Origin of the sequence: Crossiella cryophila, assembly GCF_014204915.1 — a bacterium.
Taxonomy (GTDB): domain Bacteria; phylum Actinomycetota; class Actinomycetes; order Mycobacteriales; family Pseudonocardiaceae; genus Crossiella; species Crossiella cryophila.
In genome coordinates this window covers 6,395,925-6,417,997 of sequence record NZ_JACHMH010000001.1, presented here as the reverse complement: position 1 = coordinate 6,417,997, position 22,073 = coordinate 6,395,925, and the positions used below count along the sequence as shown (strand labels likewise).

Here is a 22,073-nt window from a genome sequence, read left to right as displayed (position 1 = left end):
GGGCCACCGATGAGGATCACCCCAGCATCGCTGACCGCGGCTGACGGTCAGCATGCGGAAGTCCTCGACCAGATACGGGCCACTGGGACGGCACCGGTTCCCCGCAAGGCGGCGGAGGTACCCGCCAGGCGACAGGCGGAGTCCGCCGAGGGGTGGTGTGGCGCTTGCGGACAACCCGTTGGTTCGAGGCTCCTCGACCACCTGACGCGACTTCCGGATCGCTGGGCATGGGAGACCGACGCGCCGCGGACCCTGCTTGCGGCCAGGGATCTCGGAGCCTCGCTCGCGCTGTTGGTCGTCGACATCGACAACTTCAAGGCGGTCAACGACACCTACGGCCACCTCGCCGGCGACGAGGTGCTCCGGGCCGTGGCGGACGCCCTGCGGACCGTGGTGTCGCCGGAGGACGTGATCAGTCGTTACGGCGGAGATGAGTTCGTCGCCCTGTGTCGGGTGGCTGACGAGCACCACGCGATCGAGGTGACTCGCTTGATGTGCACGGCGGTGCGGAGTCTGAAGATCCGCGCCCCTGGTGCGAGGGAGGACCTGGTCGTGACGATCTCGCAGGTGACTGTCTCGATCGGCGCAGCGTTCTTCCCGGCGATCCACGGGTGCGACATCGGCCTGACCGAGGTGTTGCGACAGGCCGATGCGGCGCTCCTGGACGCCAAGGAAATGGGTGACGATCGGACATGCCTCGTGTTTCTCGGTTCTGACCGGAAGTCAAGTTCAAGCACCGGAGATTGGCTCGCGGGAGTGAGTCAGCGAAGGCGTAGCAACGGCGGGTGACAGCAAGCGCAACATGCGAAATTGAACCACGGAGGCGTCTGGCCTCCGGTGACGATGGCGGCGATTTGGGGTGGGGGCCCGTTGAGTAAAGCTGCCAGACAAAGGGAGGGGATTGCGGTGGGCAATCGCATTGACTGGCTGGGTATCTACCGTACAACTCGACAGCTTCATACTGAGTGGTCCACCGCAGTGCTTGCCGCACTGTACGGCGGCCCCTTGCGTTACATGGTACTGCGCAGAACCATGCAGGACGGCGATCTTGCGCAAGGGAAGATCCTGCACGACAGTGTTCTCAACAAGACCCTGCAGATTCTGCTGAGCGAAGGACTGATCTGGCGCAAGGATATGACGATCGGAATGCAGTCCATCGTGTGCTATGGGTTGACGGACACTGCTGTCGATCTAATTGATCGACTGAACACCGCCGTACCGCGCGCTTCCGAAAGGGTAGCGCGCTGAGATTCCTGCTGATCGCCACCCGCGGGTGGCGATCAGCAGGAATCTACCTCGCGTAGCGCGAGGGTGGCGATCTTCCAATCGCCCTCGCCATTGCGCGCGGTCGCGGTCACCAGCAGGCGGTCGGATCGAGCGGCATCGGCTTGCCCATCACGGGCTTTGTACTTGCGCCAGCTGGACGTGTCGACGCAATCGAGGATGTCCACCTCCAGTGGCACCTCGGGGATCCGTACCGCGGCGATCCGGGGGTTCGGGGCCGGCTTGCCGAGTACGACCTTGCCGGCCATGGAGTCGGTGTAGAGCAGCTGGCGCAACTCGGTCAAGGCTGACCCGGTGGTGTACATGGACAGCCCGCTGGCGTGCTGGTTTGAGCTGGCCGCGGCAATCGTGAGCTGATGCCACATTCCCAGGTACACATCCCTTGCCCGGCGTGCGGCGGCGCCATCGGAACCGGGCACCCCGTCCAACGGGGGTCTCGCCTGCGCTGCGGTCGTTACCGGCTGGGCACTGGTCACCGAAGGTGACGTCGTATCGACTGATGTCGTCGATCCGTAACCGCACGAAGTCAACACTATTACCGCACCCACGGTGATCACCATGCCCGCTCGAACGCTGCGAGAAGTAGTCGCCATCGTTCCTCCGTAGTCAGAATTCATGACTCGTTCAGCATTGCTCACGACCCCCTACTAGCTTCAAGGCGAGTCCGTGCTCGCCTTTTGGCTAGTACGACAAAATTTCCGCCGCAGGGTCACCCGGTTGGCTGGCATTCGGCGAACACCTCAAAAAAGGTGTAGGCGCTCGCCTTGAAGCGAGTGGGCACCTCTGCGGTAGACACGAATCGTCAACACCATAGAAGCGCGACAGTTGAGTCAGACTGGGCAGTGCGGCACCGCAAGATCAATCAGGACCATCGTGTCATCTCGCTGTATCTACCCCTGGCGCGAAACCAGGGGCCCCACGGTGGGCCGGCCGCTCACCCCCTCCCAGCGGTCGGCCCGCCTCTTAACTGAGGTGGTCGCAAACCGTGCCCAGAGCGACTGGCAGTCGTCGTCCGATCGAGTGAAGTAGGGCCGGGAATCCCATGGTTGCGTTGGCGCGACTAAGGGGGCGGCGGTGTACCAAGGTGGGGTAAGTAAATCTGGATCTTGAAATTTGCCATTCCTGGAGGCAGGTCGTGTTCAACCGCCGAAGCTGGATTGCCCAGAGTCCGGTGCTGCCCATCGTGTTGCCGCCGCCGGACTCTCAGCTGCTGATCAGGCCAACCACGACCACGATCCCGCGTTACCTGCTCCCGCAGCACAAACTCGTCGCTGCCGATCTGAGGACGGAGGGCCTGATGGCGCGCTATCTGAACGGAGGTGCACAGGATGTTGCTGGCCGTTCTCTGCGGGGTCGCGGGTCTTCTCACCGGCCCAGTGCTGATGGTCTGCCTCCGTCGACTCGACCAGGAACGCGATCCGGCGTCGATGCGCCGCCTGTGCGTGTGGGCGGGTGTCGCCACGGTGCTGGCCCTGGCCGTGCTCGGGACGCGGTTTCCGGGTTCCCCGGCCCTTCCCGCGTGGTGCTGGCTGGTGGCCTTGGGCGTAGTGCTGGCCGCGATCGATTGGCAGCACCGGCGCTTGCCGCATCCGCTCACCGCCGCGCTCGGGCTGGGCGGACTGGTGTTGCTCACGGTGGCCTCGGCACAGGTGGGCCAGTTCGACGGGGTGTGGCGTGGCATTGTCGCCGCGGCCGTGGTCGGCTTGGTGACGATCGCCCTGCACCTGCTCCGGCCAGCCGGGTTCGGCGGCGGCGACGCGGTGCTGCTGCCCGTCTTGGCGCTGTTCCTGGGCTACCTGGGCTGGGAACACCTGCTCCGCGGACTGCTGCTGTCCTTCCTGCTCACCGGGGCGGTCGCGATTGCCCTGCTCTCCACGGGGCAGGCCCGTTGGGGCGAGGGAGCCGGGTTTCCGGCTGGGCCGCCGCTGATCACCGGGGCGTTGCTCGTCGTGATCTTCCACTGACCGCGGCGCGGCTGCGGCGCCAACCGGAATGGAGCCGGTCATGAACAACACCATCGGCAAGACCACGGTCGTCCTCGGGCTGGCACTGCCCGCGCTGGTGCTGGTCGGCGCCTGCACACCGAAGGAACGCGCCGCGCCGTCCCCGTCGAAGGCGCCGGCCACGTCCCAACCGGTTCCCTCGACCAGCACCACGCCCGACACCAACGCGGCGGTGACCGCGGCGTACCGGGAGTTCTGGCAGGTGTCGGACTCGATCGACAAGCGGCCGGAACCGGAGTGGCAGACCAAGCTGAGTGCCGTCGCGGTCGATCCCCAGCTACGCAGAACGGTGCAGGGCCTCGGGTTGTTGCGGGAGCAGTCGGTGGTGCTCTACGGCACGACCACCGCCCGGGTCACCGCGGTGGAGGTCGCCGGGGACCGCGCCACGGTCCAGGACTGCCAGGACGCCAGCAAGAGCGGGCAGGCAGACGCCAAGACCAGGCGCCCGAAAACCGTAGGGGTAGAACGTAACCCGATCACCACCACCATGGCCCGCGGCGCTGATGGGCGTTGGCGCGTCGCCGACGTCGTCTTCGGTGGGGGTGCGTGCCGATGACGCCCCGGTGCACGGGCTCTGTGGCCGCGGTGCTGGTCGTGCTGCTGGTGGTGAGCGTGACCGGGCCGGCCGCGGCCGAGTCGAAGCCGGAGGGTCAGGTCGTGGTGGTCACCGGGGATCACCGCGGGCACATTGGTGCACCGACCGTCGACCTCGGCGCGAACGCCCCCGGGCAACCCGGTCGAGGTGGCCGCGGTGCAGGGACGGCCGGCGCTCGCGGTGGTTCGGCACCGGCCTGCACTTACTCCCGCTCTGCGCACAGCCCGTCGGAGATGTTCGAGAAGTTCCGCGAGTGGCACACGGGCACCCTGGGCGGTGACGGGAAGGTCGCCTACACCCGCACGTGCAACGGGATGACCAGCGGCTGGGTCACCGGCCCGAGCCCCGGACCCGATGCCCGGCCGGTGCCGATCCTGCCCAGCCCCGCGGAGTTGGCCGAGCGGGCGTTCGAGCAGTTGGTGTTGCCGTTGCCGGTGCCGCGGGTGTCCCCGGACGTGCAGCTGGCTGACGGGCGCCGGGCCACCGTGGTGGGCGAGCACACCTGGTTGTGGACCGAGCCGACGGTGTGGCGGCCGCAGGTGGAGCGGGTGCAGGCCGGCCCGGTGTGGGCCCAGGTCACCGCGACCCCGGTGAAGTTGTCCTTCGACTCCGGCATGGGCCAGGGCCGCACCTGCACGGGGCCCGGTACGCCGTACACCCGCGCGGCCGGGCTGCACGCCCCGTCACCGGACTGCGACTTCGTCTACCAGCGCTCCTCCCACGGCCGCCCCGGCGAGCAGGTCCGCGCCTGGTTCGCCATCACCTGGTCGGTGAGCTGGACCGGCTCCACCGGCACCGCGCCCGCCGGGGGCCGACTGCCCGATCTGATCTCCCGCGCCGAACTGGTACTCGCCGTCGTGGAAGCCCAGGCCCTGCGGCGCGACCAAGCAGCGAACTCCGCGTTATCAGGAAAGGGGTGAACACCATGAGACCTCCACTCCCGCCCATACCCGCCCCAGGCCCGGCGGCCACCGCCCCGGAGCACTCCTCGCTCGACCCGGACAACCCCGCGCAGCTTCCACGACGCCGCCGACTCTGGCTGCTGGTGACCGCCATAGTGCTCACCGCCGGCGCGGGCTTCGGCAACGTCCTGCTCATCGCCAGCTATGACGCCCGGGTCTCCGTGCTGGTGCTGGCCCGCACGGTCGAGTGGGGCCAGCGCATCACCGAGGCGGACCTGACCGTGGCCCGCATCGTGGAGGACCCGATCGCCCAGACCATCCGGGCCGACGAGCAGGCCGCGGTGATCGGCAAAACCGCGGCGACCACGCTGACCGAAAGAAGTGTGCTCGCCCGACAACAGCTCACCGACACCCCGGTTCCCGGTCCGGGACAACACCTTCTCGGACTGGGCTGCAAACCCGGCCACGTGCCCGCCCACGGTGTCCGCCCCGGCATGCGGGTCCAGGTGACCCCGATCTCTGCCGGCCAGGCCGGGAACTCCGAGGCCACCACCCGAGGGGCCGGCTTCCAGGCACAGGTGGTCGGGATCAGCGGGGCGTTGGGGGCCAGCACGGCCACCGTCGATGTCGTGGTCCCCACCGAATACCTCGACCGGGCCACCGCGGCCGCGGCCGGTCCGGTGATCATCACCGTGCTCGGCCCCGGGAACTAGGGAGGTGTGTGACGTGATGGCCCTGATTGTGATCATCTCCGGTAAGTCCTCGCCCGGCACGACCACCACGGTGGCCGCCCTGGCCTACGGCTGGCCGGCACCGCTGGTGGTCGCCGACTGCGACCCCGCCGGCGGCGACCTGGCCACCGGGTGGCTGTCCCCGTGGTGGCTCAACGGCCGACTCCACCCCGAGCGGGGGCTGCTGTCCTTTTGCACCGCGACCCGCCACACCACCTCCATCACCGCGGACCTGCTGACCCCGCACCTGCAAGCCGTCCCGCCCGCACCACGAGCCCGACTGCTGAGCGGATTGGCCGATCCGGCGCAGGCGATCTCGCTGCAGGAGGGCGGCTGGATCCGCCTGGCCCATGCCCTCACCGCGCTGAGCACAGTGCCCAGCGGCCCGGTGGACGTCCTGGCCGACGGTGGGCGGCTCACCGCGGAGGCGGAGGCGCCGTGGCCGGTGCTGGAGGCCGCCGACTTGGTGCTGCTCGCGGTGCGCCCGGTGCCGCGGCACTTGCACTCCGCGCAACCCGCGCTCACCCTGCTGCGGCAACGGATCCCGCAGGATCGCCTGGGGCTGGCGGTGTGTGGCACCGGCCAGCTAGGCGTGCGGGAAGCCCACACCGTACTGGGGATACCCGCCCGCCTCGGACTGCCCGAAGACCCCGAGACCGCGCGGGTCTTCAGCGACGGCCTCCACCACGACAAGAAGGTGCGTCGAACCACGCTGGCCCGCACCGCCGCCCGCGCCGCAGCCCGCCTGCACCAGGCAGGAACGACGATCCGGCTCGCCCACTGGACGCCGACCACCATGGGGGTGGCGCGATGAGCGCGGACCGACCCGGACAGGCCCACCTCCCGACCGGGCACCAGACTCAGTGGCGCGGCGGCCTGCGCGCCGTCACCACCGACCGTCCCGGTACCCAGCCGGTGAAGGAACAGCCGACGGCGCGGCCGGCCAGGGACCTGGTCGACCAGATCCGCCTCGCCGTCGCGGTCAGCCTGGACGAACTCGGCCACGACGACGTTCCCGCACCGGAGAACCGCGATCCGGCCGCGGAGCATGCGCGGGTGCTCGCGCTGGCGCAGGAGGAGATCACCGCCTGGGTCGTGCGCAACGCCCAAGCCGGCCGCCCGCCGGTGCCGCTGTCCTTCGAACGTGAGCTGGCCCAGGCGGTGGTGGCCTCGATGGCCGGGCTGGGCGCGCTGCTTCCCTTGCTGGAGCGCGAGGACGTGGAGAACATCCACATCCACGGCTACGACCGCGTGTGGCTGGAGCTGGCCGACGGGTCGCTGGAACGCTGGCCGTATGTGGTGGCCGATTCCGACGCCACCTTGATCACGATGGTGGCCGATCTGGCCGCCCGGATGGGCCGGACGGCCCGGGAGTTCAGTCCCGCCAACCCGATGGTCTCCTTCCGTATCCCCGCGGGCGGGCTGCTGGGGGCGCGGTTGTCCGCGGTGATGTCGCTGACCGACCGCCCCCGGATCGCCATCCGCCGCCACCGCCTCCACGACGTCGGTCTGGACGACCTCGTGCGCGCGGGCACCGTGGATTTCCTGCTGGTCGCCTTCCTGCGGGCGGCGGTGCGCGCGGGCAAGAACATCGTCGTCACCGGCGGCCCCTACACCGGCAAGACCACCATCCTTCGTGCCCTGGCCCGGGAAATCCCGGCCAACGAACACCTCATCACCGTCGAGGACGACGCCGAACTGGGCCTGGACCTGCTCGGCACCCACTCGCTGGTCACCCCCTTGGAGGCTCGGCAGGCCAATGCCGAGGGCGTCGGCGAGGTCACCTTGGACGACCTGCTCAAGCAGACGTTGCGGCATTCCCCGAGCCGGGTCCTGGTCGGCGAGGTCCGTGCCGGGGAGGTCACTTCCCTGCTGCGTGCGCTGGGCAATGGCGCCGCCGGCGGCATGTGCACCCTGCACGCCGCCTCCGCGTCCGCGGTCACCGACCGCATCGCCGCTCTCGGCCAGCTCGCCACCCCGCCGCTGCCGGTGGAGGCCGCCTACCGCTGGAGTGCCTCCGCGCTCCACCTCGTGGTGCACCTGGCCAAGGCCGACCACCACGACCCGCGCACCGGCCAGTTCAGCCGCCAGCGCTACGTCACCGAGATCGCCGAACTCGGCCCCGTCGGGGACACCGGCCGCCCCGACCTCACCCACCTGTTCAGCCCCCGCCCGGTGGATGGCCGCGCCATCCCGGCCTTCCCACCCAGTCCCGGTCTGCTGGCCGATTTGATCCGGCATGGCTTCGACCCCGGCCTGCTGCACCGGGGCGAGGGTGACTGGCAGCCCGCGTTCCTGCGCCGGGACTTGTCATGAGCGCCCTGTCCGCGCTGCTGGGCGTGGCCCTGGCGACCGCGGTCTTGCTGGCCGCCGCCAGCCTGCGCGCCCCGGCCCCGCTCACTGACCGCGGCGGTCAGGGCCGACGCGGGCGGAGCGTCTGGTTGTGGTTACGGCGGTGGGCTCGGCCGCGGGCCTCGCTGGTCGCCGTGGTGGCCGGTGGCCTGGTGTGGTGGGTCAGCGGCTGGCCGGTGGCCGCGGTCGCGGCGGCGATCGGGGTGGTGCTGGTGCCGCGCGCGGTGGCCCAGCCCGGCAACCGCGACATGATCACCACCCTGGAGGCCCTCGCTGAGTGGATCCGGCGCGTGACCGATCTGCTGGGCAGCGGCGCGGGCGGGCTGGAATCAGCCTTGGCCGCCAGCGCCCGCACCGCCCCCGCCCCGATCGCCGAGCACGTCCAGGCCCTGGCCGCGCGCACCCGCACCGGCGGCGCCGAGCCCGCGCTGTGGGCCTTCGCCCGCGACCTCGACCACGCCGCCGCCCACCGCGTCGTGGCCTGCCTGCTCCTGCGCCTGCGTAGCGGCGGCCGCGGACTGCTGCCCATCCTCACCGAGCTGGCACAGTCGCTGCGCCAGGACGTCGCCGCCCGCCGCGAGGTCGAGGCCGATCGCGCCAAAGTCCGCACCAGCGTGCGGGCGCTGCTGGGCATCATCGCCGCCATGACCGCCGCCCTGCTGGTCTTCACCGAGGACTACCTCACCCCTTTCGGCACGATCGTCGGGCAGCTGTGGCTGGCGCTGGCCCTGGGGTTCCTCGCGCTGGCCTGCGTGTGGCTCGCAGCGCTGACCCGGCCCCGCCCGGAACCGGGATTCCTGTTGCACCGCCCGCGTTTCCTGGGCCGGGCACCACGGCGGTGGAGGCCATGAACGCCCTGATCGTCGGCGTCTGTGCCGGACTCGCCGTCACCCTGCTGGTGCTCGCGATCGCGCCCCCGGCCCCGCTCAACATCGCCGCGGCCATGGCCCGCGCGCAGACCCTCCAAGACTCACCCCAGGACAGAACAACGCACGGAACGCGTCGTCCGTCGTGGTCGGCGCGGGCTCTGGCCGGGCTCGCGGAGCGCTCCGCCCGCACAACCAACCGGTGGTGGGGCGTACCGGTGGTGGACCTGGAGTTGCTGGAGCGCACGGTCACCGGCTACGTGGCGGCCCGGGTCGCCTGGGCTGCTCTGGGCGGCTTCACCGCCATCGTCCTGGGCGTAGCCGTCGAGCTGGACATCGCCACGATCACCCTGCTGACCGCGGTCGGCACGGTCACCGCCTCGCTGATCCCGGGCGCCCGTATCACCCGGGACGCGACGGCGGCGCGCGCGGAGTTCACCCGCACCCTGGCCTCCTACCTCGAACTCGTCGCCCAGGAACGCGCCGCCGGCGCTGCGGCGGCCCAGGCGCTCGGCGAGGCCGCGTCCCTGGGCAGTGGCTGGGTCATCGGCCAGATCCGCGCCGTCCTGTACCGCGCCCGCCTCACCGGCATCCCCGCCTGGGACGCACTTGCCCAGTGGGGGCAACGGTTCCGGGTGCCCGCGGTGGTCGAGCTGGCCGACATCCTGGCCACCGCCGCCGAGGGCGCCGCCGTCTACACCACCCTGACCGCCAAAGCCGCCGTGCTACGCCACGCCACCCTGGCCGCCGACCGGGAAGAGGCCAACCGCCGCTCCGAACACCTCGTCGGACCGCTGGCCTGCCTACTGATCGCCTTCATGATCATCATCATCTACCCGCTGTTCGCCCGACTGTAGAAGGGATGTGGACCTCTCATGCTCGACACACACCTAGCCCCGGAGCACTGGATAAACCTCCTCTACCGGCTCGCACTCCAGTTCATCCTCACCGTCACCGACCTGGCCGAGAAGGCCACCACCGTGCGCCGCCGCACCGGCAGGCGCCGGGGCGGGGACGACGGCGTGGAAACGGTGGAGATCGCCATCGGCCTCGCCTTGGGCGTCGGGGCGGCCCTGCTCGTCTGGGCCGCCTACAAGGCTCTCGCCCAGAAGCAAATCGACCTACTGCCCTGAACCGGGATCGGCCATGAACAACACCACCGTCCACACAGGACATAGCCTGGCGTCACGGTGCCGGTGGGGCGATCGTGGGGCGGCGACCGTGCAACTGGCGGTGCTGCTGCCCCTGTTCTTCCTGCTGTTCTCCGGCGCCACGCAGGCTGGGGTGTACTGGTACGCCCGCAGCCTGTGCCAGGCCGCCGCCCAGCACGGCCTGCAAACAGCCCGGACCCTCACCGGCACCCCGGCCGAGGGACAGGCCGCCGCCCGCTCCTTCCTAGACCGCACCGGCAACGGCCTGATCACCAACACCAGGGTCAGCACCACCGGCAGCACGAGCACCACCGTGCGCGTGGAGGTCACCGCCACCGTGCTCCGCCTGGTCCCCATCCCCGGCCTGGACCTGCAGGTCACCCGCAGCGTCACCGGCGCCAAGGAACGCTTCACCACCCCCGACGACACCGCGAGCCCGCGATGACCCGCCCACATCCTCGATGCGGGAGCGCGGGATCGGTCAGCGTGGAGTTCGCCGCCGCGGCCGCCCCCGTCCTGCTGCTGTTCACCACCGCGCTGATCGCCGCCGGCCGGATCATGCTCGCCCACACCGTGGTCACCGACGCCGCCACCGCCGCGGCCCGCACCGCCTCCCTGGCCCGCACCGCCACCCAGGCACAGGACACCGCTACCGCCACCGCGTTCCGGGTGCTCACCGAGCAGAACCTGCACTGCCGCAGCCTCACCGTCACCGTGGACACCTCCGGCTTCACCGTCCCGCCCGGCCAACCGGCGACCGTGGCCGCCACGGTGACCTGCGTGGCCGAACTGTCCGACCTCGCCCTTCCCCTACCCGGCAGCAGAATCCTCCAGGACACCTTCACCAGCCCCCTGGACCCGTTCCGGGGCCGGACATGAACCCCGCGCCCCGGCGCCGCCTCGACGACCGCGGCGTGGTCAGCGCGATGACCGCCATCCTCGGCTTCGCCCTGGTGCTGGTGCTCGCCCTGGTCGTGGACGGCACCGGGAAGATCCGCGCCTACTCCCGCGCCGATGCCCTCGCCGCCGAAGCCGCCCGCGCGGCGCTGACCGCCGTGGACACCCGCAGCACCCCGATCCAACTCGACGTCCCCGCCGCGCACACCGCCGCCCGCGACTACTTGGCCCGCTCCGGGTGTCCCGGCACGGTGGAGATCACCTCAACCCGTACCGTGCACGTCCAGGTGCGCTGCACGGAACCGGCCCGCATCGGGATTCTCGGCTCCCACTACACCGTCACCGGCACCGCCACCGCCGCACTCGACGTCGGCACCGGACCAACACCAGCAGCTCGCCGGGGCCGGTGATGGCCGGCCGGGCAGGACCTCGCAGCAGGGCCGACATCGCCCGCGGCCTGGCAGCGGCGCTGTTCATGCTGACGCTGATGGTGGGTCTGCCGCTGGGACTGCTGGCCCTGGGCGGCGACCCCCGCCAGCTACTGCCCGAGGAACTACCGGGGCTGGATGACCTGCCACGGCGGGAGGAGATCCTCCCGTTGCTGGAATCGGCCTGGCACCGGCTGCGTTTCGCCTATGGCGACGGCAGGCTGATCCGGTACCTCCTGCTGGCCACGGTCTGGTTGGCCTGGTTACTGCTGCTGGGTCTGGTTCTCACCGAGACCGTCCGGCAACTCCGGCAGGGCGTGGTGACCCCGGGATCGGGGATCGGGGTGCGGCGCTGGATCGCCGGAATGGTCGCCGCGGCACTGATCGCCCTGCTGCCCCAAACCGCGTTCGCCCTGCCCGCCACCGGATCGGCACCGGTGGCCACCGCCCTGCACGACCCCGAGCACCCCGCCGGGACGCCGACGGTCTGCAGCAAAGTGTCCACTGTGGACGATGGTTTGGCGCGGCACCGGACGGTGGATCCCGCGGTGCGGCCGGAGTGTCCTCGGATCACCGTCCGGCCCGGCGACACCATGACCAGCCTGGCCCACACCCACCTGGGCGATCCCCACCGCCACCACGAGATCCACCGCCTCAACGCCGACCGCATCCCCAACCCCGACCTGCTCTACCCCGGCGACGTGCTGTTGCTCCCACCACCGGCCCGCACCCCGCCGGCGACCGGGATGGTCGTGGTGACGGTCGCCGCCGGGGAAACCGCCTCCTCGATCGCACAACGGGAGTACGGCCACCACGGCGGCTGGTGGCGGCTGTGGAACGACAACCGCCACCACCTCCAACCCGACGGGCGCACCTGGACCAACCCGGACCACCTCCGCCCCGGCTGGCAACTCCGGATCACCGCACCATCACCGCCGCCACCACCAACGCCACCCCCAGGGCCACCCCCGGCCCCGCCTTTACCACCCCCTTCACCACCACCATCTCCGTCCCACAACGAGCCCGCTGACGAGGGCGATGCGGCACCGGCTGAGGCTGAGCCAGGCTTTGAGCTGTCCACCGGTGCCTTCGTCAGCCTCGGCCTGGCCACCGCGGTCACCACCGCCCTGGCCACCCTCGCCCTGCGCAAACGCCGCCGCTACCGCATCGGCAGCGGCGACCGCACCGACCTGCACCAGCCACTTGCCCCGGTCATCCGCGCCTTGCGCATCGCCCACGACCACGCCCTCCCCGCCTCGCCGCCCGCCCTTCCCGCGGGCCAGGTAGTCCTCGGCGTCCGCGACGGCCACGAACTCGCCCTCAACCTGGCCGCCACTCACGGCCTTGGCCTGCTGGGCCCCGGCGCTGCGGCGGCAGCCAGAGCCCTGCTGCTCCACCTGCTCACCGCTGCTACCCAGCACCAGCGCAGGACTCGAATCCTCCTGCCGCGCAACGACGTGGACACCGTGTTCGACGGGCTCGACACCACGTCCCTGTCCGCAGCGATCACTGTGACCCCGACCTTGCAGGCCGCCTTGGAGGAGATGGAGGCGGCCCTGCTCACCCACGCTCGCCTGACCGCCGAAACCCGCCATCTCCCACCGGACTACGAACAGCTCGTCCTGCTCGCCCGGCCCGCCGGCGATGAGCATCGCCTCCAGGCGATCCTCAGTCACGGCAACGCATCCGGCCCGGCTGCCATCCTTCTCGGCCCCTGGCCTGACGGGGCCACCGTCCATGTCGCACCAGACGGCGCCGCCGCACCCGCCGAGTCCAACCAGGGAGATCAGCTCGCAGGCACCCGCCTGTTCACCCTGCCCGCCACCGACATCGCCGACGTGCTCGCGGTTCTGCACCAGGCCGCCAGCCCGGAGGACCACCCGGCTACCGCGCCCGAACCGGCGACAACCGAAGCCGCTGTCATCGAGACCACCGGCAACATCGGGGAGGCGCCACCAACCCGGTCCACCACGACCACCACGGCTGACACCGCACCCAGCACCACCGCACCCAGCACCACCGCACCGATTCCAGCCGGCCCCAGCGAACCCGGGGAGGACGCTGCTCCGCTCCGGCTCCAGGTGTTCGGGCAACTCCGACTGAGCAGGCTCGACAACGGCGGACTGCACGACCTCACCGGCGCGCTGACCGGCAAGCAGAGGGAGGTCTTGGTCTTCCTGGCCTTGCACCCGCGCGGTGTCCGCCGCGAGGCCCTCAACGAGGCCATCTGGCCGGACAGTCCCACCGCCCGCCCCTACAACGCCATGCACTACACCCTCTCCCGGCTCCGCCAAGCCGTGAGCACGGCAACCAGCGGCCAGATCACCAACCTGATCCGCAACGACGACGGCCGCTACCACCTCGACCACACCCTGGTGAGCACCGACTACCACCGCTTCCAGAACACGATCACCAGCCGAGACCGGCCCGCCGAGGCCCACCGCCGGGAGCTGGCAGAGGTGCTCGACCTCTACCGCGGCGACCTGGCCGAGGACCTCAGCAGAACCTGGCTGGACGCGCCACGGGAAGCCGCCCGGCGCGATGCCCTGGACGCCCTCGGATTACTCCTTCGCGCCGAGGAGAATCCCGACATCCGCCTGCGAATACTAGAGCGCACACGACTGCTTGACCCCTATAATGAAGAAATCTACCGAAACATCATCCACGCGCAGGCTCAGCTAGGACAATTCGATGCCATCGGTCGCACGCATGCACTGCTGATCGCCAGCCTACGCGACATCGAACTACGACCGAGTCGTGACACCGAGAAGCTCGTTGAGGATATGAAACGCCTCGGCCAGAGCGCGTCATCAGACAGGACAGGCTAGGGAAAAATTCGGAGTCGAATTCCGGCCCAGGCTGACTACTTGTAGTGCCAATGACCCGTGGCGGTGCGATCTCGTGGACGTCGGCCCTGCGGACCCGATGGGGTGCCATCCGGGCTTCCTCGCACCCGTCCAGCTAGGCAGGCAGGTGTGCCGACCATCAAAGTCGCTGGTGACTGCCACCCAAGGGGCTGCCGATGCTGGAGCCGACTCGCCTGCTGGCAGGCATCTGAACAGGGTGGGCGCGTCGGCGGTGTGTCCGGTAGTGGTCGACGACCAGCCTCCGTCGACTACCCCGCTCCCAGCAAATGTCTATTCGACATTTTCACCCCTTTATGATCCTGCCTTTCGTTGCCGTCGCGCCCTCTCGCCCTCGGGGCAAATCGAAGTGAATTGAATCATTGACAATGCGTATGTCGTACATATTCAGACCGAAAAGAATCATGACAATCACCCGAATTCCCGCTTGTGCTTTCCGGGGGTTGGAGTAGTATCAAAGGCGTCAGACAAAGGGACGGCAACCCCGGAAGCTGACGGTTTACTCTCCAAATATCCGACTGGCCCCTCAAAGGGGATGATCGCAATGACCTGCGTGTACACCCACGTCTCCGACTACTCGCTGAACGTTGATGCCGAAGAGACCATTCGCGCCGTGCTCGCCGCGGCAGACCGCCCCTGGGGCCGGCGCCTGAACGACGCGCTGCTGCTGGCCGGTTCCGAAGCAACGGCCTACGCCGTCGCGCCCTACGCCCCAGTCCCCGTGGCCGCCCTCCGCCCGGACGTCCCGCCTCGCGCGGACCGGCCGGACATCGCCGCCTGCGACGCAGCCGGCGTCCTGCGCGCGCTGGCCGGAACTGGGTTGGCCGAGGTGCGCACGGTCTGGTCCGAGCCGTACACCGATGCCTACCTGAACACCGGCCGCCAACTTCTCGCCGTGCACGTGCTCCGGCCCTTCGTGGTCTTGGGCATGCGGTACTGGCATTCCCGCGAGGCGCTCGACCGCCTGGCCCGGCACGGCTACGTCTACTCCGACCGGTGGGAGGTGACCGAGCGCAGCCACATCGTCCCGGCCGGCTGGTACCTCGTCGGCCTGGTCGGCGAGTTCCTCTTCACCCTCGTCGGCGCGGCCGCCGTGGCCTTCGACTCCGATGAGCACCCCGATGCCGTCGCCGAACGCCTGGCGCTGCGCGCCCTGGACACCGAAGGTTTCGGCGCCGCGCACTGCATGGCCGAGTGCAGAGCGTGCGGGAGCCGGTGGTGTGCCGAGTCCGGATCGTGGTTGTTCCGGCCGGAAGGCGACACCGACGCCCGCGGCTGGGACTTCGACACCATCGGCGAGGTCAGCGACACCGGCACGGTCCCGTGCCCGCACTGCAAGACCGGTCAGGTCGGATTCTGCGTCTCCTGACCGCGCACCCGCAACTACGCAGACCCGCGCGGGCCCTGAACCTTGCGCCCAACAACACCTCTGCCCTGTCCACACAGGACACCTGTGCGCGGACCGGGGACGGCAACCCCCACCACGCACCCTCTCCACATCCCGACCCAACCCCCTAGGGAGTTCGCCATGTCCACCGCCACGAAGACCCACCGCGCCAGCCGCCGCAGCCTCACCCCCGAAGAACGGGAAGAACGGATCTCCGTAGCCCGCCAACAGCTACTCGACGGCGTCGACAAGCTGATGACCGCCGAGGGCTGGCACCAGCTCATCGCCGCCCGCAAGTGGCTGCGCCGCTACAGCCTCAACAACCTGCTCATGATCCTGGAGCAGTGCCCCGGCGCCACCGACGTCCGCCCCCACTCGGAGTGGAAGAAGCTCGGATACGGCTACATGCTCAAGGGAACCCACAAGATCCAAATCTGGAAGCCGGTGTTCCGCAAGCCCGCCCCCGAGGAGACCGCCACGCCCACGGCGGCCACCACCGAGGAGAAGCCCGAGCAGCGCAAGGCCGTGTCCGGGTTCATGCTCGTGCCCGTCGTCGACGTCTCCCAGCTCCAAGGCAACCCGCCCGCTCCGGCGCCCGTTGCGCAGCCGCGCGCGCTCTCCGGTGACGCTCCGGCCGGTCTGTGGGACGGCATCGCCGCCCAGATCCGCGCCCTGGGCTACACCGTCGAGCGGGGCGACTGCGGCCCCGCCAACGGCCGGACCAACTTCACCCGCCGACAGGTGACGGTCCGGGAGGATCTGGCCTGCGCGCAGGCGGCCAAGACCCTGACCCACGAACTCGCCCACATCCTGTGCGAGCACGACACCCGACCCGGAGTTACCCGGGATCTGTGCGAGGTGGAAGCGGAGTCGGTGGCCTGCATCGTGACTGCGGTCTGCGGCCTGGACAGCCTTTCCTACTCCGTGCCCTACGTGGCCCACTGGGCCACCGACCGCGACACCGCCCACGCCAGCGCGCACCGGGTACTCGCCGTCGCTGACCGCATCCTTGAACGACTGGACGCACCATCGGCGAACCCCGAAGCGTCCGACCTGGCCGACACCGAAGCACTCGACGGTGACCTGCAGCGGCCGGTGAGGGAGATGGCGGTTGTCTGACCGGCCGGAGGTTCCCCGAACCCAGCCATGGTGAACGGGGCGGCGGTGGAACCCGGCGGGTGAAACATCCCAAGGGATGCGGCAACTCACCCGCCGGGCCTCTCCAAACATCGACACCCACAAGGAGCACCGACCCAGCGCCCAAAGGCGCCAGGTGCCCAGTCTAGAGCGCGTCCCAACCTCGTGCGCCAAGCTGCCCGCGCAGCCTTGCAACATCCGATGTGCAGACAGGACCGGCTGCGCCCGCGGGCTACCTCGAACCGACACCACCCAGATCCACAATGGACGGACAGCGACATGAACACCGAGAACGCATCGACACCGGCATGGGAGTCCGCAACGCAGGAACTGACCATCTGGCACTCCTACGAACAAGGGACCATCCTCGGCGGAACCTCCAAAGGAGACCGCGCCGGCGAGCTACTCGGGCGCGCCGGACTCGGCTGGAGGTGGTCCAGGAACATCGTGACACCCGACGGTGACGACGGCGCCTGGTACATCCGCACGAGCCGCGACAAACCGGCCCGCCGCCAACAGATCGAGTGCGCGGCCGAGCGTCTCCGCGAGGCCGGCTACCTGGTGACGGTGCACCTGGACAACACCCTGCGGGACATGCGCGTCTCCGAGGCCGAGCGCGCCGACCGGATGCACGAGCGCGCCGAGGGGCTGCAGGCCAAGGCCACGGGCCAGAACAACACCGCGGCCAGGCTGTCTGAGCAGGCCGAGCGCTGTTTCCCGGACAACGGCCAGCCCTTGCTGATCGGCCACCACAGCTACGTACGCGATCTGCGCCGCCGGAACCGGGGCTGGACCAAACTCGGCAAGAGCGCCGAACTCACGGTCGCTGCCGAACGCACCCGCCGCCGCGCGGACACCGCGCGAAAGCACATGCGGCACCGTCAGGACCCGCTCCGCGTCGCCCGCCGAATCCGCACCCTGGAGGCGGAGTTGCGCAGGTGGCAACGCGCACTCAACGGAAGCGACGACCAGCACGCCGACACCGCCGTCCAGGATGGTCGAGAAGGCTGCCATTCCACACTCGGGTGGAGCACGCGGGCGCGGGAGGCGATTGCCCACCTTGGGAACCAGCTCGCCTACTGGCGTGCCCTGCGCCAACAGCAGCAGACCGAGGGCACGGCAGCCGACTACGGCCCCGACACGATCAAGAAGGGCGACCGGGTGCAGGACAAGGTCGACTGGGCCGAGGTCGTCCGCGTGAACAGGAAATCGGTCACGATCAACTTCATGCAGCTGCCGGGCGGGGAATGGATCACATCTACCGTTCGTTACGACCAGATCCGCAACCATCGCCCCGCCCCAAATGGATGACTGATCAGTCTCATCCTCTTACTAGGCGGGCGGAACTGGGGTCCTAAACTCCAGTCGGCCCGGTGAGTCGCCGGAAGGTGGCCGCCAAGAGTGGACTTGGAGCCCAGTCTCGGACCGGTAGACACCATGGCGGGCGTGGTGGCCGTCGCAGACGGCTTAGACACGGCGACGCTGGGGCTATCAGACTGACGGCCAACCAGCTCTCGATGCGGTAGCTCACGCTCAACCTCACAGCGCTGCGCCGCGTGAACGCCAAGGCCGCGAGGTCTCCGCCGACACCCCCGTGTTCCGGGTGATCAAGTTCAGGTTGAAGCTCGGCGCACGGGAACCCGAGGCCCTGTACCGGTAGCGAGGCATCGGCTGCCAGCGAGCTTGAAGGCCCTAGTCCGACTGCTACACTGCCGCAATCTTCTGGTGCGCCCCCTGTTGGAGCAGGGCGCGTACCAAAGAAGCAAGGGCTGCGTGCCCCCGTCCAGAAAGGCCGATTGCAGGACGTCATCGAACTCCCCCGCTTCTAACGCGGGGGGACTGACCGAAGCTCAGGGCTACATCGTGCCTGCTGCTTCTCCTGCTGTGCCTTGTTGTTGCTCTGGACCGGGATGAGGGGTACCTGCCCATGTGGGCTGAAGTTCTAAGCGTTCTGGCGACAGATGGCCCCTGGGTCCTCGTCGCGTTTCTCGCGCTCGTTTTCGTTGGCACGCTTGTGTTTTTCGCCATCGCACTCCGGCGCAGCCACGCGGAAGGACGCGAGGTCTCCGTCGATGCCTCCGTGTTCCGGGTGATCAAGTTCGGCGTGAAGCTCGGCGCCCCCGCGAAGCCGCCGCCCGCCGTTCCGAAACAGCCTCCCAGTATCGAGACCGGCGCAAGTTCGAGTCCGGCAGGGACGCGAAGGACATCCCGCCAGCGGAAGCGCACCCGCGCCCGGCGGCGTATCGCCAGCGAGGGTCCGAGTTGATCAGTCCCATATGGACGGTCAACCTGCGGTTGAACCTGGAAGCCGGTGCGGACGACAAGGCGGCCGAGGTGGGGGCAGGTCGGGGGCTGCCGGATGGGTCATGCAAGGCGCGGGACATCGGTCACCCGCAACAACGAATACGTACTTCCGACCTGAATCACGGTCGCCGAATTGTGCCTTGGCTGGAGTAGTCCTGATGGGGTGAAGTAGTTCAGTAAGCGCATCACGACGCGGTCACTCCCCGCCCGGGATGGGATCAAGTGAAGCTGGAACTTCCAGTCCGGCTTACCCGCCCGATACAGGGCGACCAGAGAGGGGCAACTCATGTGGACTGAGGTCATCGGCATCGTCACCGGGGTTGGGCCGTGGGCGATGCTCGCTGGTCTCGGCGCAATCGGGGCCATGGTGTGCGTCGTGTTCATGACCGCGCTGCGCCGCGCGAACACCGAGGGGCGGGAGGTCTCCGCCGATGCCTCCGTGTTCCGGGTGATCAAGGTCGGTGTCAAGCTCGGAGCCCCGGCGGAGCGTCGACCAGGCGGGTCTGCTCCGTCCGTGAACCGCGAGATCACCTGAGACTTGCGGGCGGCGCAACTCAGTAGCGCGTCCGATGTGAACGGTTGACGTGTGCAATGGGTCTCGCCACGAAGCGCCTGTTGAATGGGTCCGCTTTCGGGCGGCCCGTCGGCCACCCACTTCGATGTGTGTGTGCAAACTCTGCCCTGGGTGGACCGGCTTCCAAGTCCGTCCAGCGCCGCCGCCCCTGCGTGAAGCGTGGCCCGGCCCGACGGGGGAGCGCATCCCCCTTGCGCTCGACCCCATCGGGCCGGTGATGCAGCCGCCGCAGACGGGGTCGAGCAGTACGCTGGCCTCGCTCAGCTCAGTAGGGTCAGTCCATGGACAAGTCCCGGCTGGACCCGGATCTGATGCGTGCGGCGGCCAGCGAGCTGGAGAAGTTCGCGGTAGCGTTCCGCTTGGCAGCGGATCAGGTCCCCACCCCAGAACGTGTGCATGAGACGCTGTCGCCGGTGCTGCTCGGCCTCGGCCCACTGCGGGAACGCGTTGAGCGGCAGTGGTTTGCGGCGCAATCCAGCACATCTCAGCGCACTGAGTAGGGGGCACTACGGCGTCACGGGCACGTTCTCGGCGCCACCTCCAGCACCCACATGCAGGTCCGCGCTGCTCAGCACAGCCACGAAGATCCTCAAAATTAGGCTCCCACGCAGGACTCGTCCAGGGGGAGGCGCCTTCCTAGCCTGCCGAAGCCGCCGAACTTTCGCCTCGACCCTGCGCGGGACGTGTGGCACCGGCGTGCGGGCCAAGGCTGGCCAATTGAGCGACCTGGACGCGCTGGCCGAAAGTTGGCGCGTGCACGACCTTGCCGTCGCCGATGTACAGCACGACGTGGTGGATCTTGGTGTGTGGGTTGCCGAAGAACACCAAGTCGCCCGGGAGCAACGGCGCCCCGGGTGCCAGGCGCGGGCCGGCGGTGTACTGGGTGTGTGCGGTGCGGGGCAAGGTGATTCCGGCGGCGGCGTAGGCGGCCTTGGTCAGTCCGGAGCAGTCGAATCCGCCCTCGTGCGCGCCGTCGCCGCCCCAGACGTAGCGATGGCCGATCTGTTGCATGGCGAACTCGATCGCCCGTTGCGCGGCCGGCCCTGTGGTGGGGGCACGGTTGTAGTCGCGGGCGATGGCCAGGACCTGGTCGACGTAGGCGGTGGAGTGGTTGTAGCTGAACAGGGCGGCGCGGATGTCGCGGTTGTCCTTGGCGCCGTTGTGGCAGAGCATGCGGGCGGCGGCGTGGATGGCGTTGACCGGGTGGTACGGCGAGGGTGGATCGATGCCGCCGGGCGGGATCGGGTTCCGGTAGGCGGCGAAGGTGGCGGGCAGGAACTGCATGGGGCCTTGGGCTCCAGCGGAGTTGGAGCCGCTGCGCACGCCAGGCAACGTAGAGCGGCCGTGGTTGGACTCGACCTTGCCGACCGCGGCCAGGACGGTCCAGTCCAGGCCGGAGCAGGTGGCCGCGGCGGTGCGGTAGATGCTGAGGTAGTCGCTGGGGATGTCGGCTAGGGCCTCGGCGCCGGGGTGGCTGCCGGTTGTGCCGGTCACGCCGCTGGCGAGGTGGATCAGGAAGGCGGCAAGGGCCACCGGGATCGCCACGATGATGGTCATCGCGGCGAGCACGAGCTTCACGGCTGAGCCCTGCGGGCTGCAGGTGGAGGGGGCATCGGCGTTGGGGGCGTCAACCTGGTCTGCACCACGGTGTGTCTGCGTTCCTGCTCGGCGGTGGTGGCCGAGTTGGTGATCGGCCAGAGGTCGGCGAGTGCGATCAGTTCAAGGCGGCCTTGGCCGGCGGCCGGTACGGCCAGCGGCAGCCACCCAGCGGTCGGGTTGCTGCCTGCGGTGGTGGTGGCGATGGGGACCAACGCGGGGTGGACCAGGCTGGCTATGGCCTCGGTCAGGGCGCGGCGGGCGGTGGATTCCCTGCGGTGGCTGGGAAAGTGGAAGAGCACGGGGGTTCGGATCGCGGTGGCTGCGGCCAGGCGGGCGTAGTCGGTGAGCTTGGTGGTGAGGCGGGTGAGGGTTTCGGTGCCGAAGTCGTACTCCAGGAAGAACTCGAACTCGCGTCCGGCTTGTTTCCAGCGGCCGTAGGCGTCGGGGCGGACGATGTCGCCGAAGTGGGCCGCGCAGCGGGTATCCGGCCACCAGGCGGTCAGGCGGCTGCGGGTGGCGGGGTGGCGGGCGTGGGCGATGAGGGTGGTGAAGAAGCCGTTGACGCCGGTGGTGTGGGCCAGGCGCAGGGAGTGGGCGATGCCGATGGCGGTGGTGTGGCGGTAGCCGAGGGCTTCTGGGGCCAGGCCGTCCTCGTGGGCCAGCGTGGTCGCGCCGGCGGTGTCGAGGATGTAGTGCATCGGCATCGTGCCGGTGGTGACGAAGGGCTGGAAGCGGTCCAGGACGCGCCAGAGGTAGAGCTGGCGGAGGCGGTGGTTGGCTGCGCGGGTGGAGGGGAAGGCCAGCTGCTCGATCTGGTGGGTGGTGAGCACGCGGTGCTCGAAGAGCATGCGGGCCAGCCACCGGTCGCGTGGGGTGAGGCGGGAGGCTAGGCGGGCGTGGTGGGCGCCGGTGGCCGCGGCGCGTGGGGTGGGGCGTTGCGGTAGGTGGCCGCGGAGTTTCCGTTGGGGCGTGACGTTGGTGATCATCCTGTTCTCCTGG

Annotated in this window: 23 protein-coding genes; 20 read left to right on the top strand and 3 right to left on the bottom strand. The window is 69.5% G+C overall.

The features are described from left to right. Window positions 1–9: 9 nt before the first annotated feature. The gene (locus HNR67_RS28330) at window positions 10–789 is read left to right on the top strand and encodes a GGDEF domain-containing protein (RefSeq protein ID WP_185005253.1); all 780 of its coding nucleotides are present in this window, start codon (window positions 10–12) and stop codon (window positions 787–789) included. Between the two features lie 117 nt (window positions 790–906). Then, window positions 907–1,248, top strand: a complete 342-nt coding sequence (locus HNR67_RS28325; protein WP_185005252.1) for a hypothetical protein — start codon at window positions 907–909, stop codon at window positions 1,246–1,248. Between the two features lie 32 nt (window positions 1,249–1,280). Here HNR67_RS28325 and HNR67_RS28320 read toward each other — a convergent pair whose 3' ends face one another. Continuing rightward, complete coding sequence (locus HNR67_RS28320) at window positions 1,281–1,844, bottom strand: hypothetical protein (protein ID WP_185005251.1); 564 nt, start codon at window positions 1,842–1,844, stop codon at window positions 1,281–1,283. Window positions 1,845–2,612: 768 nt separating this feature from the next. On the opposite strand from HNR67_RS28320, the gene HNR67_RS28315 reads away from it, so the two are divergent. The 18 genes from HNR67_RS28315 to HNR67_RS28230 all read left to right on the top strand — a co-directional run bounded on the left by HNR67_RS28315 (window position 2,613) and on the right by HNR67_RS28230 (window position 19,975). Further along, the gene (locus tag HNR67_RS28315) at window positions 2,613–3,248 is read left to right on the top strand and encodes a prepilin peptidase (protein ID WP_185005250.1); all 636 of its coding nucleotides are present in this window, start codon (window positions 2,613–2,615) and stop codon (window positions 3,246–3,248) included. A gap of 40 nt (window positions 3,249–3,288) precedes the next feature. After that, window positions 3,289–3,843 (top strand): hypothetical protein, encoded by a 555-nt coding sequence (locus HNR67_RS28310; protein ID WP_185005249.1) that lies wholly within the window; start codon window positions 3,289–3,291, stop codon window positions 3,841–3,843. Window positions 3,844–4,115: 272 nt separating this feature from the next. Continuing rightward, entirely contained in the window at window positions 4,116–4,802 is a 687-nt protein-coding gene (locus HNR67_RS28305) for a hypothetical protein (protein WP_246492612.1), read from the top strand. Window positions 4,803–4,807: 5 nt separating this feature from the next. Further along, window positions 4,808–5,497: an SAF domain-containing protein gene (locus tag HNR67_RS28300; RefSeq protein ID WP_185005248.1), complete on the top strand. Its 690-nt coding sequence runs from the start codon at window positions 4,808–4,810 to the stop codon at window positions 5,495–5,497. A 13-nt stretch (window positions 5,498–5,510) separates the two neighbouring features. Beyond that, the gene (locus tag HNR67_RS28295) at window positions 5,511–6,329 is read left to right on the top strand and encodes a hypothetical protein (protein WP_185005247.1); all 819 of its coding nucleotides are present in this window, start codon (window positions 5,511–5,513) and stop codon (window positions 6,327–6,329) included. Next, window positions 6,326–7,831, top strand: coding sequence for a CpaF family protein (locus HNR67_RS28290; protein WP_185005246.1), 1,506 nt, complete (start codon window positions 6,326–6,328; stop codon window positions 7,829–7,831). The genes HNR67_RS28295 and HNR67_RS28290 overlap by 4 nt, the downstream gene beginning before the upstream one ends. Continuing rightward, on the top strand, window positions 7,828–8,718 hold the full coding sequence (locus HNR67_RS28285; RefSeq protein ID WP_185005245.1) for a type II secretion system F family protein: 891 nt from the start codon (window positions 7,828–7,830) through the stop codon (window positions 8,716–8,718). Before HNR67_RS28290 ends, HNR67_RS28285 begins: the two co-directional genes overlap by 4 nt. Next, entirely contained in the window at window positions 8,715–9,590 is an 876-nt protein-coding gene (locus tag HNR67_RS28280) for a pilus assembly protein TadB (protein ID WP_185005244.1), read from the top strand. The genes HNR67_RS28285 and HNR67_RS28280 overlap by 4 nt, the downstream gene beginning before the upstream one ends. Before the next feature lie 18 nt (window positions 9,591–9,608). Further along, window positions 9,609–9,866 carry a hypothetical protein gene (locus HNR67_RS28275; protein ID WP_185005243.1) on the top strand — a complete coding sequence of 86 codons (258 nt, stop codon included), beginning with the start codon at window positions 9,609–9,611 and terminating at the stop codon, window positions 9,864–9,866. A gap of 88 nt (window positions 9,867–9,954) precedes the next feature. Next, the gene (locus tag HNR67_RS28270; RefSeq protein WP_185005242.1) at window positions 9,955–10,329 is read left to right on the top strand and encodes a TadE/TadG family type IV pilus assembly protein; all 375 of its coding nucleotides are present in this window, start codon (window positions 9,955–9,957) and stop codon (window positions 10,327–10,329) included. A gap of 41 nt (window positions 10,330–10,370) precedes the next feature. Then, the gene (locus HNR67_RS28265; RefSeq protein ID WP_221490082.1) at window positions 10,371–10,763 is read left to right on the top strand and encodes a TadE/TadG family type IV pilus assembly protein; all 393 of its coding nucleotides are present in this window, start codon (window positions 10,371–10,373) and stop codon (window positions 10,761–10,763) included. After that, complete coding sequence (locus HNR67_RS28260; protein WP_185005240.1) at window positions 10,760–11,191, top strand: hypothetical protein; 432 nt, start codon at window positions 10,760–10,762, stop codon at window positions 11,189–11,191. Before HNR67_RS28265 ends, HNR67_RS28260 begins: the two co-directional genes overlap by 4 nt. Beyond that, on the top strand, window positions 11,191–14,037 hold the full coding sequence (locus tag HNR67_RS45870) for a LysM peptidoglycan-binding domain-containing protein (RefSeq protein ID WP_185005239.1): 2,847 nt from the start codon (window positions 11,191–11,193) through the stop codon (window positions 14,035–14,037). The genes HNR67_RS28260 and HNR67_RS45870 overlap by 1 nt, the downstream gene beginning before the upstream one ends. Window positions 14,038–14,617: 580 nt before the next feature. After that, the gene (locus tag HNR67_RS28250; RefSeq protein ID WP_185005238.1) at window positions 14,618–15,442 is read left to right on the top strand and encodes a hypothetical protein; all 825 of its coding nucleotides are present in this window, start codon (window positions 14,618–14,620) and stop codon (window positions 15,440–15,442) included. A 159-nt stretch (window positions 15,443–15,601) separates the two neighbouring features. Next, a complete protein-coding gene (locus HNR67_RS28245) occupies window positions 15,602–16,579 on the top strand; it encodes a hypothetical protein (RefSeq protein WP_185005237.1) in 978 nt (325 codons plus the stop codon). Window positions 16,580–16,876: 297 nt separating this feature from the next. Beyond that, window positions 16,877–17,908 carry a DUF3560 domain-containing protein gene (locus HNR67_RS28240; RefSeq protein WP_185005236.1) on the top strand — a complete coding sequence of 344 codons (1,032 nt, stop codon included), beginning with the start codon at window positions 16,877–16,879 and terminating at the stop codon, window positions 17,906–17,908. A gap of 1,279 nt (window positions 17,909–19,187) precedes the next feature. Then, a complete protein-coding gene (locus HNR67_RS28235; protein ID WP_185005235.1) occupies window positions 19,188–19,436 on the top strand; it encodes a hypothetical protein in 249 nt (82 codons plus the stop codon). Window positions 19,437–19,756: 320 nt separating this feature from the next. After that, the gene (locus tag HNR67_RS28230; protein WP_185005234.1) at window positions 19,757–19,975 is read left to right on the top strand and encodes a hypothetical protein; all 219 of its coding nucleotides are present in this window, start codon (window positions 19,757–19,759) and stop codon (window positions 19,973–19,975) included. Window positions 19,976–20,111: 136 nt separating this feature from the next. Here the strand turns inward: HNR67_RS28230 and HNR67_RS28225 are convergent, their stop codons facing one another. Then, window positions 20,112–21,053: a C40 family peptidase gene (locus HNR67_RS28225; RefSeq protein ID WP_312988219.1), complete on the bottom strand. Its 942-nt coding sequence runs from the start codon at window positions 21,051–21,053 to the stop codon at window positions 20,112–20,114. Beyond that, window positions 21,050–22,060 carry a replication-relaxation family protein gene (locus HNR67_RS28220; protein ID WP_185005233.1) on the bottom strand — a complete coding sequence of 337 codons (1,011 nt, stop codon included), beginning with the start codon at window positions 22,058–22,060 and terminating at the stop codon, window positions 21,050–21,052. Before HNR67_RS28220 ends, HNR67_RS28225 begins: the two co-directional genes overlap by 4 nt. Window positions 22,061–22,073 lie beyond the last annotated feature (13 nt).